The sequence below is a fragment of the Flavobacterium calami genome (assembly GCF_038290035.1).
Classification (GTDB): Bacteria; Bacteroidota; Bacteroidia; order Flavobacteriales; family Flavobacteriaceae; genus Flavobacterium; species Flavobacterium calami.
Window position 1 is genome coordinate 98,197 of sequence record NZ_JBBYHS010000010.1, and the last position, 14,492, is coordinate 112,688.

Below are 14,492 nucleotides of genomic sequence, written 5' to 3' on the forward strand. Positions count from 1 at the left end.
CTAATGTATAACTATGATTTCAATATTAATACTCACTAAAAACGAAGAACAGGATTTACCGGGCTGTCTGGCATCAGTAGCCTGGAGTGATGATATACATGTGTTCGATTCTTTTAGTGATGACAAAACAGTCACTATTGCAGAAAACGCTGGTGCCACTATTACGCAGCGGGTTTTTGACAACTGGTCAGCACATCAGAATTGGGGATTGGCAAACATAAAATTCAAATATCCGTGGGTACTTTATATTGATGCTGATGAAAGGGTTTCGGAGTCATTATTAAATGCAATAAAAGCACTCAAACCAGATACGAACTCTGAATTAGTTGCATACGAATTGAGAAGAAGGGATTTTGCATGGAACGGGAAATGGCTAAAACATGCACAAATGTCCCCATTTTACCTGAGATTATTTCGTCCTGACAAGATGCGTTATGAAAGATTAGTAAATCCGGTTTCAATTCCGGAGGGTCCGACTGGTAAAATCGAAGGGTTCTTAGATCATTATCCATTTAGCAAAGGTTTTAGATTCTGGATTCAGAGACATTTAAGTTACGCAGATATGGAAGCTTTAACAAGGGTTAAAGATTTAGATCAGGGGGTTACTTTTTCTTTCAGAAAGGCTATGTTTGGTAAAGACTTTACAGAAAAAAGATACCATCAGAAAGGATTGTTTTACAAATTGCCCGGACGTCCTTTAATAAAATGGCTTTATATGGTCATTGGCAGAAGGGCATTCTTAGATGGGAGTGCGGGTCTGACGTATGCCACTTTACAATCTATTTATGAGTATTTTATTGTTTTAAAAAGCAAAGAATTACTTAGCAAGAAAAAAGAAATAAAATAATTTCCTTAGTTAATCATAATTTATGAAGGTCTCCGTTATTACAGTTTGTTACAATCGAAAAGCGACTATTGAACAATCAATAAAGAGTGTGTTAGATCAGGACTATCCGGATATTGAATACATAGTAGTGGATGGTAATTCATCAGATGGGACTCAGGATAGTATTAGAAAATATTCGGATAAAATTGCCCAGTATATTTCAGAACCGGATAAAGGAATGTATGATGCAATCAATAAAGGATTAGCGATGGCTACTGGTGATATTATAGGATTGATGCACTCGGACGATGTATTTTATGATCAGCAAGTAATTGCTAAAATAGTAGATACGTTTAAAAATAATCCGGATTCAGATGGAGTGTATGGAAACGGTATTTATGTGACCAACGATGAAGAACAGAAACTGGTAAGAAACAGAATTGGAGGGGAATATGATTATAAAAAGCTGAAATCAGGCTGGCTGCCTTTGCATCCAACAGTGTACATCAAAAAAACGATTATTGACAGCTATGGTAATTATGACCTGAAATTTAAAATTGCTTCAGATACCGAGTTTTTATTGCGCTATCTTTTTAAGCATAAAATAAAAATGAGCTATCTCAATGACTATGTAGTAAAAATGCGAATGGGAGGCTTGAGTACCGATTATAAAAGAGCATTTAAGGTGTTAAAAGAAGATTATCAAATATATAAATACCACAATATATCCGGAATAAAGGTAGTGTTTCAAAAAAAGATAATGGCCTTGATGCAATATATAAAAAAATAAGTTATGCTAATGATGTATTCTAAAAAGAGGTTTACGGTTTTATGAAAATATTAGACATCCTTTCCCGTTACCGTTTCTCCCGCTATTTTAAACTTTTATTTGTAGTGTGGGACATGATACTTTTAAACTTTTCTATTGTCCTGTCTGCATGGGTGCGGTTTGGTAATCTGGACAAGCTTTTTATCAAAGAAGTACAAACAGTTTCCTTTTTGTCTAACCTGATCTGGATTGCCTTGTTATTGCGCAATGATTCATACAGGATAGTCAGAATTGAGCCTTTAGAATCGATTTTAAAACGTACCACAAAAAAATTCATATTCCATATCGCCTTAATAGCTTTTTTTGTGCTCTTTTTAAAGTATTCACAAATTTCAAGGCTTAGGTTGTTGTATTTTTATTCTTTTTTCTTCTGCTTGCTGATGCTGTCCAGATTTTTATCTATGGAGCTTTTAAAATACATTAGGACAAAAGGATATAATTTTAAAAGTATCATTATTATCGGCGCCAATGATACAGGCGAACGAATACGTAAAACCTTATCCAAAGACTTGACGTACGGGTATCGTTTCTTAGGTTTTTTTGACGAAAAAGTAGATCCTTTTGCCTTTATTTCAGGACCCATATTAGGGGGGTTTGAAGACGTAGAAAAATACATAACCACTCATCAGGTAGATGAAATGTACGTGGCATTGCATATCGATAATGTAAATGTGATCAATAAATTAATAAAAATATGCGAGCATCACATGGTGCGTATTAAGTTTATTCCTGATTTTCAGTTGTATACAAAATCAAGTAAGGTGGAAATTTCATTTTATGAAAATACCCCTGTGTTGATGTTCCGTACCGAACCACTGGAGTATACTGTAAATCGTTTGTCCAAGAAAGCATTTGACATTGTGTTTTCTCTTGGGGTTATCGTATTGATTTTCCCATGGCTGTTTCCAATAATTGTGCTGCTCATTAAGATAGAATCACCTGGACCTGTTTTTTTTAGGCAGGAACGTTCAGGTCGTGATAATGAATCTTTTTTTTGCTGGAAATTTAGAAGTATGCGGGTAAACAAACAGGCAGACAAATTGCAGGCAGCTAAAGGAGACCAGCGTATTACAAAGTTTGGGGCCTTTATGCGTAAAACCAGTCTTGATGAATTACCGCAGTTTTTTAATGTTTTTTTAGGAGACATGTCTGTAGTAGGACCAAGACCTCACATGGTCAATCACACCAAACAATACACGGATCTGATAGGAAATTATCTGGTTCGGCAATACACAAAACCGGGGATTACCGGCTGGGCTCAGGTGAATGGCTACAGGGGAGAAACCAGGGAGCTTATAGATATGGAAAACAGAGTAGAATACGATATCTGGTATATTGAAAACTGGAGTATCTTGTTGGATATCAAAATTATAATCAAAACTGTCATTAACGTAGTGAAAGGGGAAGAAAATGCGTATTAGGCCTGAGTTCCTTTTTTAAAATAAAAATTGGTATAACAGATAAATCAGTTTGTCGATTAACCCAATAGATTAAATTTGGAAAGAAACTAAAAGCGATTCCTTATATTTGCGGTATAAACCAAAATCCGAATGAATTTCAATTTTTTTAAATGTAGAAAAAACAGTCTGTTTTACTTCACTGTGTTTTTGTTTTTTTCCTGTGCCTCAAAAAAAGATATAGTATATTATCAAAATATCGACGGGACCAATATTTCGCAAAATATAACCTCTTATGAAGTAAAAATTCAGCCGGATGATTTACTGATGATTATCGTTTCTGCTGAAGATCCGGAAATAGCGATGCCCTTCAATTTAACGTCGGTTACAATACCAAATGCAAATAATTTAATGGCTGTAACGGGTCAGCAAACACTGCAGTCTTATTTAGTTGACAAATACGGGAATATTGAATTTCCTGTTTTAGGAAAATTACAGGTAGGGGGATTGACAAGGACAGAAGTTTTAAAGCTGCTTAAAGAAAAAATTTCGGTTTACATAAAAAATCCAATTATCAACCTGCGGATTATGAATTTTAAGGTTTCTCTGCAGGGAGAAGTCAATCTGCCTGGGACCTATACTGTCGCTTCCGAAAGAATTACCCTGATCGAAGCTTTGTCTATGGCAAAGGATTTAACTATTTATGGGAAGAGAGATAATATTTTAATTATCCGCGAAATCAATGGTGTGAAATCATATAACAGAGTAGATGTTACTAAAGCCGATTTTATCAATTCTCCTTTTTATTACCTGGCTCAAAATGATGTGATATATGTAGAGCCTAATAATACAAAAGTAAATGCAGCTGCAGTAGGGCCTAATACTTCAGTGATTATCTCGGCGATTTCTATTTTAGTATCGCTTTCTGTATTGCTCTTCAAATAAAAAATATAAAAAAGAATAGATGCAAGATTTTTATAATGAGGTTATAGAAGATGAAACTAATGATGTAAATCTTCGGGAACAGCTGGATAAATATGTAATCCACTGGAAGTGGTTTGTTTTGAGTGTTTTTCTTTGTTTGGTGTTGGCAGTTTTGTATTTGCGTTACACCACGCCCAGTTATGAAGCCAGTACTTCTATATTGGTAAAAGATGAGAAAAAAGGAGGGATGCTTTCGGAGTTGTCTGCTTTCTCAGATTTAGGCTTGGGTGTTGGTTCTGTCAGTAATGTGGATAATGAAATAGAGGTTTTAAAGTCAAGAACCTTGGTAGAATCGACAGTCAAAAAGCTTAATTTAAATATTAATTTGCAGGTTGAAGGTAATGTGGTAGACCGGGATATTTATGGTCGCTCTCCAATAGATGTATACTTTCTGAACAAAACAGAATTGTTTGATGAGTCCAATATAGTTTTAAAATTGGATTTGTTATCTAATGAGACTTTCTCTTTAGAAAATGAATTAGTTGAAAAAGTAGTGAGCGAAAATGTTATTTTATCCTCTAAAAAGCAATTTAGGTTCAATGAAAAAATAGTTACTTCTATTGGAACGTTGATTATTGGAAAAACTGCATTTTATAATAAGAATAATATTGGTAAAGGCAAGTCGATACGGATTATAATAAGTCCCCTTGAAAATGTTACGGCAAATTTTAGGAAAAGAGTAAAAGTAGAACCTGTTAGTAAAACAAGCAGTGTAGTCACTGTATCCATAACTGACCCCGTTCAGAAAAGAGCGGAGGAATTTCTGGATAATATGATTCAGATTTATAACGAAAATGCGGCAGAGGATAAAAACTTTATTTCAGAAAACACATCCAAATTTATATCCGAACGTTTGCAATTAATAACTCAGGAATTAGACGGGGTAGAGCAGGATGTGGAAAGTTTTAAAAAATCAAACAGACTGACGGATATCGAATCAGAGGCGAAACTGTTTATTGAAGGGTCAAATGAATACGATAAAAAAGGGGTAGAAACTGAAATACAACTGAATGTCGTTTCGTCATTGCTTGATTTTATTAAAAAAAGCACCAATTCAGATTTGTTGCCAACCAATATTATAACAGAAACCGGAGAAGCGGGAGGATTAATTACCTCGTATAACCAGCTGGTTTTAGACCGCAACCGGATTTTAAAATCGGCTACAACCGAAAATCCTTCTGTTGTAAAATTAGATCAGCAAATTTCCGCATTAAAAGCAAATGTGGCCACAAGTCTGAAAAGAATGCAGTCTAATTTGCAAATCCAAAACCGTGATTTAAAAAGTCAGGAGAATATTCTGAATAGTAAAATAGGAAAAATACCGGTACAGGAGCGTCAGTTCAGGGTAATTGCCAGACAGCAAAAAGTAAAAGAAGAATTGTATTTGTATTTATTGCAGAAACGGGAAGAAACGGCCATTTCATTAGCAGCTACTGAACCTAATGCTCGTATTATAGATGCAGCAAAAGCCAATAAAATTCCGGTGAGTCCAAAGAAAAAAGTCATTTATCTTGCCGGCTTTTTAATAGGTTTGTTAATTCCTTTTGGGATCATATACGGTTATGATTTGCTGGATACCAAAATCAAAAGCAGGCTGGATCTGGAAGGAAAAACCCAGATTCCTTTTATTGGAGATATTCCGACTTCAGATAATAGTAATGAGTTGATCAAAGCAGAAAGCAGAACCAGTTCTGCCGAGGCGATCCGGATTGTGAGGACCAATCTTGAGTTTATGCTGACCAATGTTCCTGAGGGTATTGCGAAAACCATTTTTGTAACGTCTACATTCCCGGCAGAAGGTAAAACATTGGTATCGGTGAATCTGGCGGCTACATTTGCCTTGTCAGGAAGAAAAGTGTTGCTGATAGGGATGGATATTAGAAATCCAAAATTTTCAGATTACTTCACAGTGCCAAATTTTGGGTTGACAAATTATTTGTCTTCAAATGACACGGATATCAGTAAATATATTGTGAAGCATCATGAGTATGAAAACTTCTTTATATTGCCTTCAGGGGTTATTCCGCCAAATCCTGCCGAATTGTTAATGGGCAAGAATGTAGACAGGCTTTTTGAAACATTAAAGAAAGAATACGACTATATTATTGTAGATACAGCTCCGGTAAGCCTGGTTGCAGATACATTGTTAGTGGCTAAAAAAGCAGATACTTTTGTGTATGTAATGCGCGCCAACGTTCTGGAGAAACGCATGATATCAATTGCAAATACTTTTTATAAAGAAAAGAAATTACCAAATATGTGCCTTGTTCTGAATGACACAGATTCAACCAAAGGATATGGCTATGGTTATGGGTACGGAGTGAAAAAAGAGAAAAAGCAATGGTATAAAAAAATCAAAGACATAAGTTAAGAAAGATATATATTGTAAAAAAAGGTTCAAAATAATTTGAACCTTTTTTTATGAAATTTAGTTTGGGATTTTATTTCAAAATTTGAAAAATTGATTGTTGGATATGATTTTTTTTAAGTCTTCGGAGTCTTTTAATTTTATCCTTTGTTCAAATGCTTTTATGTGATTATCGTGATGAACATCGGTACCCACAAAATTATACATTCCTTTCTTTAATAACTGTTCGGCAATTTTAGTGACTTCTTCACCATAGTATCCTACGGCAGCCAGTAAATTTAGTTGAAACAAACAGCCAGCCTTTTTTAACTTGTCGTATTCGGAAATGTTTTTGTGATAAAACAAGTAACGTTCAGGATGTGCTAAAACCGGAATGTATCCTGCTACCTGCAAATCGAATAAAATTTTATACAATTGCACAGGAGCGTTCATATACGACATTTCAACCAATACATAATTGTCTTTTAAGGTAAGAAGCTTTTCATCTTTAAAATGCTTCTCAAACCAGTCGTCCATAAAATATTCTGCAGCCGCCCTAAAAGGGGTTGTAATATTACTTTCAATTAGTTTTTTGCTGGTTTCATTATGGTTTGCCTTAATAGCCTCAGGGGAATTATTCCAGATATAATGACTGATGTGTGGAGTAGTAATAAATTGGGAAACACCGATCTTTTCTAATGACTTTATTAACCTTTCAGTGTCGGATATTATTTTTGCACCATCGTCAATTCCCGGCAGTAAATGCGAGTGGATATCGATATAATTGTCTGATAAAAGGTCCTTTAAATAAGGTTTTTGTTTGAAGAATGATAACATAAGGCAAAAATAGCAAAAAATGAAATATGACTTGTGTCAGTTATTAATTTAATTTTATTAGCGGAGAATGAATGTGCTGTGATTAATAATGTTTTAAATTTGTAAAAGAAGTTTTAGAAAAGTATGACGCCAATTTATAAATTTTACAAAATCTGGATTTTATTCTTTTTATTTCCGGTCTGTCATGCCCAGAAAGATACGCTTTCGTATAAACAAAAAGATATTCTTGATGTAGTTTATAAAATTTTCAATAAGAATGACACTCTCAAAAAAAACAGGGATAAAAAAATTGCCTTCTCCTTATTGCCTGCTCCTGTAGATGTTAGTTCCAGTTCAGGACTTGTGGTTTCTTTTTTAACAACTTTTTATTTGGGTGACTCAGAAACGACAAAAATGTCACAGGTTTCTTTTGCGCCTTACTTTAGTTTTACCAATCAGTACGTTTTTCCGGTTCAGTCCTACATCTACACTAAAAATAATGAATGGAGTTTTATAGGCGATTATCGTTTTTTGATTTATCCGCAGCCTACATACGGACTTGGGAATAATTCCGGAGAAGAAGAAATGTCAACGTTAAATTATGAACAATGGCGTTTCTATCAGTTTATTACAAGAAAAATAAAGGGAAATTTTCAAATGGGATTAGGTTTTTTGTTGGATGATTACCAAAATATTAGTGAGGAGTCATATATTGACACAGAAACCGACTATTCAAAATATATGAATGGCGATTTTTCAGATGCCAGTTCTTTTGGTTTGGCAGTTCAGGCTTTGTATGATTCCAGAAAAAATATAATAAATCCGGAACAGGGGGCTTATATAGAAGCTGATTTTAGGGTAAATACTACTGGAGTAGAAAATAAGAGGTGGAAATCTGTTTATTTTGACGCCAGAAAATATCATTCATTTAGTAAAACCAGACATAAAGTTTTAGCCTACAGGGCTTTTTACTGGTCAGTTTTTTCAGGGAAACCTCATTATCTGGATTTGCCAAGTATCGGCTGGGATCGTGACGGAAGAACTGGAAGAGGCTTTACAAGAAACAGATTCAGGAGTAATGCCCTTATTTATTTTGAAACAGAATACAGAACAGATATTTCTAAAAATGGTTTTTTAGGCGCCGTATTTTTTTCAAATATTTCATCGGTTTCTAAGTTTCAGACTTACCAGTTTAATCAATGGAACCCGGCTATAGGAACTGGTATTCGGGTTAAATGGAACAAAAAAAACAACAGTAATCTGGCATTGGATTATGGTATTAGTAAAAACGACTGGTCTTTACGTTTGGGTCTGGTTGAAAATTTTTAACTTTCCCCAATATTTCAACTAAATTTTTTCATGCAATTATCGGTTATTATTCTTAATTATAATGTACGTTATTTTCTGGAACAGTGTGTATTAAGTGTTCAGGAAGCACTTTCAGGAATTGACGGTGAAATTATCGTTGTAGACAATCATTCTGATGACGATAGCTGCGTCATGATGAAAAACCGGTTTCCGGAGGTATGCTTAATTGAAAACAAAGAAAATTCAGGATTCCCCAAAGGAAATAATATTGGAGTAGCTCAGGCTAAAGGAAAATACATTTGTATTCTTAATCCGGATACAGTGGTTGCAGAAGATACCTTTGTCAAAGTGCTGGCTTTCGCTGAAAAACAAAAAAATCTGGGCATTGTGGGATGCAAACTTATTGACGGAACGGGTAATTTTCTGCCCGAAAGTAAACGCGGAATCCCGACGCCCTGGGTAGCTTTCACAAAGATTTTCGGGTTGTATAAAATTTTCCCAAAGCAAAAGCTCTTTAATCAGTATTATGCACAGCATCTTTGCGAAAACCAGACAGGGGAAGTGGCTATTTTAGTAGGCGCCTTTATGCTAATGGAACGCGAATTATATATAGAAACAGGCGGTTTTGATGAAGATTGTTTTATGTATGCCGACGATATAGATTTGTCTTATTCTGTACTGATGAAACAAAGGAAGAATTATTATTACCATGAGACGGCCGTTGTGCATTACAAAGGCGAAAGTACCGTAAAAGATGAAAAATACATGAAAAGATTTCAGGAAGCAATGGAGTTTTTTTATCAGAAACATTTCAGAAAATCCCTGTTTTTTTCAGTTTTTATCAAAATCGGAATTTTCTTTTTTTCGTTTGTGAAAATGTTTCAGGGAAAACCCCGTCCAATTTTGCTGCCGGAACACTATATTTTCTATTCTTCTAATGAAAATAAGTGCAATCAGTTGTCCTTGGTTTTAAAAAATAAAATCAGTTTTCTCGATTTCAAAAAGGAAAAAATGGTAAATTCGTGCCTCGTTTCAGAGGGGAAAAGAGTTGAAGTTATTTTAGATAATCAGTATATTTCTTTTAAAAAATGTATTGAAATCTTAGAAACTGTTAAACATAAGAGTGTTACTTTTAAAATTTTACCCAAAAAGGCCAATTTTATTATTGGAAGTAATTCTAAAAATGAACGGGGTGAAATGATAAAAATTGAGTAAAAATTATATTTTATGTAATTTATATTTAAAATATTCAGTAATTTCGCAATCTGAAAATCAAAATCACCTTTTAGGTTAATAATATGGCAAGATTTGAATTGAAACTTCCGAAAATGGGAGAAAGTGTAGCTGAAGCAACCATAACAAACTGGTTGAAAGAAGTTGGAGACAAAATTGAAGCTGATGAAGCTGTACTTGAAATTGCAACAGATAAAGTTGATAGTGAAGTACCTAGCGAGGTATCAGGGATTTTGATTGAGCAATTATTTGGCAAAGAGGATTTGGTTCAGGTCGGACAAACTATAGCAATTATTGAAACAGAAGGCGATTCATCTGAAAGTAATTCATCTGAAGTTAAATCTGTAGATGAAGTTGTAGTTCCTGTTGAAGCTGTTGAAATTGAAAAAGAAATTGAAGCGGTAAAAGATACTGTTTCATTTCTTCAGGATTTTTCAGGTTCAGATAAATTCTTTTCGCCTTTAGTAAAAAATATAGCCAAAGAAGAAGGGGTTTCTGTTACTGAGTTGGAAAGTATTTCAGGATCCGGAAAAGATGGACGTGTTACAAAAGATGATATCCTAAAGTATATTGAAAATCGTAAAGCTGTTGGAAATGAAGCAAAAGCAGAGGCTTCTCCAAAACAGGCAGAACCAGTAGTTCAAAAAAGTACTCAGGCAGTTCCGGTTTCTGTAAACGGGGAAGACGAAATTGTTGAGATGGACAGAATGCGAAAACTGATCTCGGGATACATGGTGGCTTCTGTGCAGACATCAGCACATGTGCAGTCGTTTATAGAGGTGGACGTAACAAACATCGTAAAATGGAGGGATAAAGTAAAAGCGGCTTTTGAAAAAAGAGAAGGGGAAAAACTGACTTTTACTCCAATTTTTATGGAAGCGGTTGCAAAAGCAATAAAGGATTTTCCGGGAATCAATATTTCGGTTGAAGGAGATTATATTATCAAAAGAAAAAATATAAACCTGGGAATGGCGGCTGCTTTGCCAAACGGAAATTTAATTGTTCCGGTAATTAAAAATGCAGATCAGTTAAATCTTGTGGGTATGGCAAAAGCGGTTAATGATTTGGGGAATCGCGCAAAAGCAGGAAAATTAAAACCAGACGATACGCAAGGTGGAACTTATACAGTAACCAACGTAGGAACTTTCGGTAGTGTTTTTGGTACTCCAATTATCAATCAGCCACAGGTTGGTATCCTGGCATTAGGTGCAATTCGTAAAGTGCCTGCGGTTATTGAAACTCCTGAGGGTGATTTTATAGGAATCCGTCAGAAAATGTTCTTATCGCATTCTTATGATCACAGGGTTGTAGACGGAGCTCTGGGAGGTAGTTTTGTAAAGAGGGTAGCGGAGTATCTGGAAGCTTTTGATGCAGACAGAGATTTCTAAAATGATACAATTATGATATTAAAACCGGCAGAATTTTAAATTCTGCCGGTTTTTTGTTTTCATAAATGATGATTCGTAAAAAATAATTTTAACATTCGTTTGCGCTAATAATTTTGTGATATTTCGTCTTTAAAAATTACATTTGTAAACTTAAAAAATGAAGATGGAATTAAAACTGAACAAACCAATTTGCTTTTTTGACCTTGAAACAACTGGAATTGATATCGGAAAGGATCGAATCGTAGAGATTTCGATATTTAAAGTTTTTCCCAATGGAAATAAAGAAAGTAAAACATGGCTGGTTAATCCAACAATTCCAATTCCTCCGCAAACAACGGCAGTCCATGGTATAACGGATGAAAAAGTAGCCAACGAACCCACTTTTGCAGAACTGGCTTCGCATATTCATAATATGATAAAAGACAGTGATCTGGGCGGATTTAATTCAGATCGGTTTGATATCCCGTTACTGGCTGAAGAATTGCTTCGTGCCGGAGTAGATTTTGATATGAAAAACAAGGTTTCTGTAGATGTGCAGACTATTTTTCATAAAATGGAGGAGCGTACGTTGAGTGCTGCATTAAAGTTTTATTGTGGAAAAAGCCTTGAAAATGCTCATTCGGCAGAGGCGGATACTATGGCAACCTATGAAATATTAAAAGCTCAGTTAGATCGTTATCCTGAATTGGAAAATGATATGAAAGTTTTATCTGAATTTACGACCCGTAAAAAAATAGCAGATTTTGCAGGAATGATTGCTTTTGATGAAGATAATGAAGAGATTTTTACCTTCGGAAAACATAAAGGGGCAAAAGTGGAAAAAATACTGGAAACAGAACCGGGTTATTTCAACTGGATTCAGAATGCAGATTTTCCTTTGTATACCAAAAAGGTTCTGACTGGAATTAAATTGAGAAAATTAAACACTAAATAAGTTTCTAAGATGTCGGCTATTGAGATTCTTAAGTTTCTTAATGGCGTAGCGTCTCAGTGTCTTACCAACTTAAAAAGAAATGAAAATCATCTGTATCGGTAGAAATTATACCAATCATATCGAAGAATTGAAAAATGAAAGGCCAACAGAGCCTGTTATTTTCATGAAACCGGATTCGGCGGTTTTATTAAAACAGCATCCGTTTGTGATTCCTGAATTTTCAGAGGATATTCATCATGAAATTGAGGTGATTGTAAAAATTAATAAAGTTGGTAAATATATCGAGCCTAAATTTGCTCATAAATATTACGATGAAATAAGTGTAGGGATTGATTTTACAGCTCGTGATTTACAGTCAAAACTAAAAGAAAAAGGTTTGCCCTGGGAAAAAGCAAAGGCTTTTGACGGTTCTGCAGTGGTGGGGGATTTTTTGCCTAAGACCATTTTTAGTTCTGTTGAAAATCTTAATTTTGAACTAACCAACAAAGGAGAAGTGGTTCAAAAAGGGAATACGTCATTAATGCTTTGGAAAATAGATGAACTTATTGCTTATGTGTCGCAATATTTCACGTTAAAAATTGGTGACATTATTTTTACAGGAACACCTGCTGGGGTTGCGGCTGTTCATCCAAATGATGTTTTGGAAGGCTTTTTAGAGGGTAAAAAATTATTTAGAATTCAAATAAAATAATGGCATTAAAATACAATTTATCAAAAGTATACGCGCTTTCAGATGATTCGGAGTTTGTGGATGAAATTCTAAGATTGTTTGTTACAGAAGTACCGGAAGATTTAAAGCAGATTAAAGAAGGTATTAAAAAAAAGGATCATAAGCATGCCTACGCTTATGCGCACAAGATAAAACCTACCCTTGATTTAATGGGTCTTAATGTTGCTTTTGAAGAAATTTTGCAGGTAGAAGCCTGGACAAAGTCTGAAGGTAAAAAGAAAGAGATTGTGGAAACTTTTAAGAGCATTCGAACGCAGGTTAAAGAAGCGATTAAGGAAATAAAAAAAGACTTTGATCTTTAATGTTGTGTTTTTTTGAATTCTTTTATTCTGAAATGTATTTTTTTTGAATTGTTGAGTCGTTTCTTCATATTATTATAAAATCCTATAAACATTTTCTTCAATACTTGTCATTACTTATAATGCAGGTAAAATATTCCATCAGAATGAAAGCAGCTATTATTACCATCGGGGACGAAATTCTAATTGGTCAGATTGTAGACACAAACTCAGCTTTTATCGCCAAGTCATTAGACAGGATTGGAGTTGAAATCAGGGAGATGATTTCTATCAGTGACGATAAAAAACAAATTCTGGATACTTTTTCGACATTACAGGATAAAGTTGATATTGTAATGGTAACCGGCGGATTAGGGCCGACAAAAGACGATGTTACCAAAAAAACATTCTGCGAGTATTTTAATGATGAATTAGTTGTTAATCCTGAAGTTTTGGCGCATGTGACGCAGTTGATAGAAGGGTATTTTAAACGGCCAATCACTCAGATGAATAAAGATCAGGCTCTGGTGCCTTCAACTTGTACGATACTTCATAATAAGGTTGGTACAGCGCCAGGTATGTGGATGAAAAAAGAAAATACGGTTTTTGTGTCGCTTCCGGGAGTGCCTTATGAAATGAAATATTTGGTAGAGGAAGAAATAATTCCTAAAATAGTTCGGGAATACAAACGTCCCTATATTATTCATAAAACCATTCTGACTTACGGGCAAGGGGAGAGTTTAGTGGCGGAGCGTATCGAGCAATGGGAAAATAATCTTCCCGATTTTATAAAATTAGCCTATCTGCCAAATCCGGGTCGGGTTCGTCTTCGTTTAACTGCAAGAGGAACTGATAAAGAGGAACTGGAAAAAGCAATTGAAGATAATGTTCAGACGCTGGATGCTATAATTCATGATATAATAGTAGGTTACGAGGAAAATGAAACAATCGAAACGGTAATTGGTAAACTGCTTTCAAAACAAAATAAAGCCATTGCAACAGCAGAAAGTTGTACAGGTGGAAGAATTGCTGCGCTTCTCTCTGCGGTTCCCGGTTCGTCAGGTTATTTTAAAGGCGGTGTTGTTTCGTATGCAACTGAAGTAAAAGCAAATGTTCTGGGTGTTCCGCAAAATTTAATAGATCAGTTTTCGGTAGTTAGTGCTGAGGTCGCATCAGCTATGGCTTTGAATGTGAGAAGCTTACTGAAAACAGACTACGCCATAGCAACCACAGGCAATGCAGGGCCGTCAAAAGGCGATTCTGATGCTGAAATCGGGACTGTTTTTATTGCTTTAGCAACACCAAACGGAGTAATTACAGAAGAATTTAACTTCGGACAACCTCGTGAAAAAGTGATAGATAGGGCTACTGTTAAGAGTCTGGAAATATTGCAGAAAGAAATTTTAAAAATTGTGTAATATT

13 protein-coding genes are annotated in these 14,492 nt (G+C 35.0%); 12 read left to right on the forward strand and 1 reads right to left on the reverse strand.

Annotated elements, in window-relative coordinates; translation table 11 throughout:
* The first annotated feature begins 13 nt into the window (after positions 1-13).
* The 5 genes from AAEO57_RS10745 to AAEO57_RS10765 all read left to right on the forward strand — a co-directional run bounded on the left by AAEO57_RS10745 (position 14) and on the right by AAEO57_RS10765 (position 6,407).
* Positions 14-847, forward strand: coding sequence for a glycosyltransferase family 2 protein (locus AAEO57_RS10745; protein ID WP_341692411.1), 834 nt, complete (start codon positions 14-16; stop codon positions 845-847).
* Positions 848-869: 22 nt separating this feature from the next.
* Positions 870-1,616 carry a glycosyltransferase family 2 protein gene (locus tag AAEO57_RS10750; protein ID WP_341692413.1) on the forward strand — a complete coding sequence of 249 codons (747 nt, stop codon included), beginning with the start codon at positions 870-872 and terminating at the stop codon, positions 1,614-1,616.
* A gap of 41 nt (positions 1,617-1,657) precedes the next feature.
* Positions 1,658-3,076 carry an undecaprenyl-phosphate glucose phosphotransferase gene (locus AAEO57_RS10755; RefSeq protein ID WP_341692415.1) on the forward strand — a complete coding sequence of 473 codons (1,419 nt, stop codon included), beginning with the start codon at positions 1,658-1,660 and terminating at the stop codon, positions 3,074-3,076.
* A 129-nt stretch (positions 3,077-3,205) separates the two neighbouring features.
* Positions 3,206-3,997: a polysaccharide biosynthesis/export family protein gene (locus tag AAEO57_RS10760; RefSeq protein WP_341692417.1), complete on the forward strand. Its 792-nt coding sequence runs from the start codon at positions 3,206-3,208 to the stop codon at positions 3,995-3,997.
* A gap of 19 nt (positions 3,998-4,016) precedes the next feature.
* Positions 4,017-6,407 (forward strand): GumC family protein, encoded by a 2,391-nt coding sequence (locus AAEO57_RS10765; RefSeq protein WP_341692419.1) that lies wholly within the window; start codon positions 4,017-4,019, stop codon positions 6,405-6,407.
* A gap of 75 nt (positions 6,408-6,482) precedes the next feature.
* On the opposite strand, the gene AAEO57_RS10770 is transcribed toward AAEO57_RS10765, so the two are convergent.
* The gene (locus AAEO57_RS10770; RefSeq protein ID WP_341692421.1) at positions 6,483-7,220 is read right to left on the reverse strand and encodes a tyrosine-protein phosphatase; all 738 of its coding nucleotides are present in this window, start codon (positions 7,218-7,220) and stop codon (positions 6,483-6,485) included.
* 123 nt (positions 7,221-7,343) lie between these two features.
* Here AAEO57_RS10770 and AAEO57_RS10775 point away from each other — a divergent pair, with 123 nt between their 5' ends.
* The 7 genes from AAEO57_RS10775 to AAEO57_RS10805 all read left to right on the forward strand — a co-directional run bounded on the left by AAEO57_RS10775 (position 7,344) and on the right by AAEO57_RS10805 (position 14,488).
* On the forward strand, positions 7,344-8,528 hold the full coding sequence (locus AAEO57_RS10775; protein ID WP_341692423.1) for a BamA/TamA family outer membrane protein: 1,185 nt from the start codon (positions 7,344-7,346) through the stop codon (positions 8,526-8,528).
* Between the two features lie 30 nt (positions 8,529-8,558).
* A complete protein-coding gene (locus AAEO57_RS10780) occupies positions 8,559-9,722 on the forward strand; it encodes a glycosyltransferase family 2 protein (protein ID WP_341692425.1) in 1,164 nt (387 codons plus the stop codon).
* Positions 9,723-9,805: 83 nt separating this feature from the next.
* Positions 9,806-11,128: a dihydrolipoamide acetyltransferase family protein gene (locus tag AAEO57_RS10785; RefSeq protein WP_341692427.1), complete on the forward strand. Its 1,323-nt coding sequence runs from the start codon at positions 9,806-9,808 to the stop codon at positions 11,126-11,128.
* 163 nt (positions 11,129-11,291) lie between these two features.
* The gene (locus AAEO57_RS10790; RefSeq protein WP_341692599.1) at positions 11,292-12,062 is read left to right on the forward strand and encodes an exonuclease domain-containing protein; all 771 of its coding nucleotides are present in this window, start codon (positions 11,292-11,294) and stop codon (positions 12,060-12,062) included.
* A gap of 79 nt (positions 12,063-12,141) precedes the next feature.
* Positions 12,142-12,753 carry a fumarylacetoacetate hydrolase family protein gene (locus AAEO57_RS10795; RefSeq protein WP_341692429.1) on the forward strand — a complete coding sequence of 204 codons (612 nt, stop codon included), beginning with the start codon at positions 12,142-12,144 and terminating at the stop codon, positions 12,751-12,753.
* Positions 12,753-13,094, forward strand: a complete 342-nt coding sequence (locus AAEO57_RS10800; protein ID WP_341692431.1) for an Hpt domain-containing protein — start codon at positions 12,753-12,755, stop codon at positions 13,092-13,094. The genes AAEO57_RS10795 and AAEO57_RS10800 overlap by 1 nt, the downstream gene beginning before the upstream one ends.
* Before the next feature lie 143 nt (positions 13,095-13,237).
* A complete protein-coding gene (locus AAEO57_RS10805; RefSeq protein ID WP_341692433.1) occupies positions 13,238-14,488 on the forward strand; it encodes a competence/damage-inducible protein A in 1,251 nt (416 codons plus the stop codon).
* Positions 14,489-14,492: the final 4 nt, after the last annotated feature.

Bases quoted from the DNA above. Each gene is read 5' to 3' on its own strand.
- AAEO57_RS10745 (WP_341692411.1), top strand. From the start codon at position 14: ATGATTTCAATATTAATACTCACTAAAAACGAAGAACAGGATTTACCG.
- AAEO57_RS10750 (WP_341692413.1), top strand. From the start codon at position 870: ATGAAGGTCTCCGTTATTACAGTTTGTTACAATCGAAAAGCGACTATT.
- AAEO57_RS10755 (WP_341692415.1), top strand. From the start codon at position 1,658: ATGAAAATATTAGACATCCTTTCCCGTTACCGTTTCTCCCGCTATTTT.
- AAEO57_RS10760 (WP_341692417.1), top strand. From the start codon at position 3,206: ATGAATTTCAATTTTTTTAAATGTAGAAAAAACAGTCTGTTTTACTTC.
- AAEO57_RS10765 (WP_341692419.1), top strand. From the start codon at position 4,017: ATGCAAGATTTTTATAATGAGGTTATAGAAGATGAAACTAATGATGTA.
- AAEO57_RS10770 (WP_341692421.1), bottom strand. From the start codon at position 7,220: ATGTTATCATTCTTCAAACAAAAACCTTATTTAAAGGACCTTTTATCA.
- AAEO57_RS10775 (WP_341692423.1), top strand. From the start codon at position 7,344: ATGACGCCAATTTATAAATTTTACAAAATCTGGATTTTATTCTTTTTA.
- AAEO57_RS10780 (WP_341692425.1), top strand. From the start codon at position 8,559: ATGCAATTATCGGTTATTATTCTTAATTATAATGTACGTTATTTTCTG.
- AAEO57_RS10785 (WP_341692427.1), top strand. From the start codon at position 9,806: ATGGCAAGATTTGAATTGAAACTTCCGAAAATGGGAGAAAGTGTAGCT.
- AAEO57_RS10790 (WP_341692599.1), top strand. From the start codon at position 11,292: ATGGAATTAAAACTGAACAAACCAATTTGCTTTTTTGACCTTGAAACA.
- AAEO57_RS10795 (WP_341692429.1), top strand. From the start codon at position 12,142: ATGAAAATCATCTGTATCGGTAGAAATTATACCAATCATATCGAAGAA.
- AAEO57_RS10800 (WP_341692431.1), top strand. From the start codon at position 12,753: ATGGCATTAAAATACAATTTATCAAAAGTATACGCGCTTTCAGATGAT.
- AAEO57_RS10805 (WP_341692433.1), top strand. From the start codon at position 13,238: ATGAAAGCAGCTATTATTACCATCGGGGACGAAATTCTAATTGGTCAG.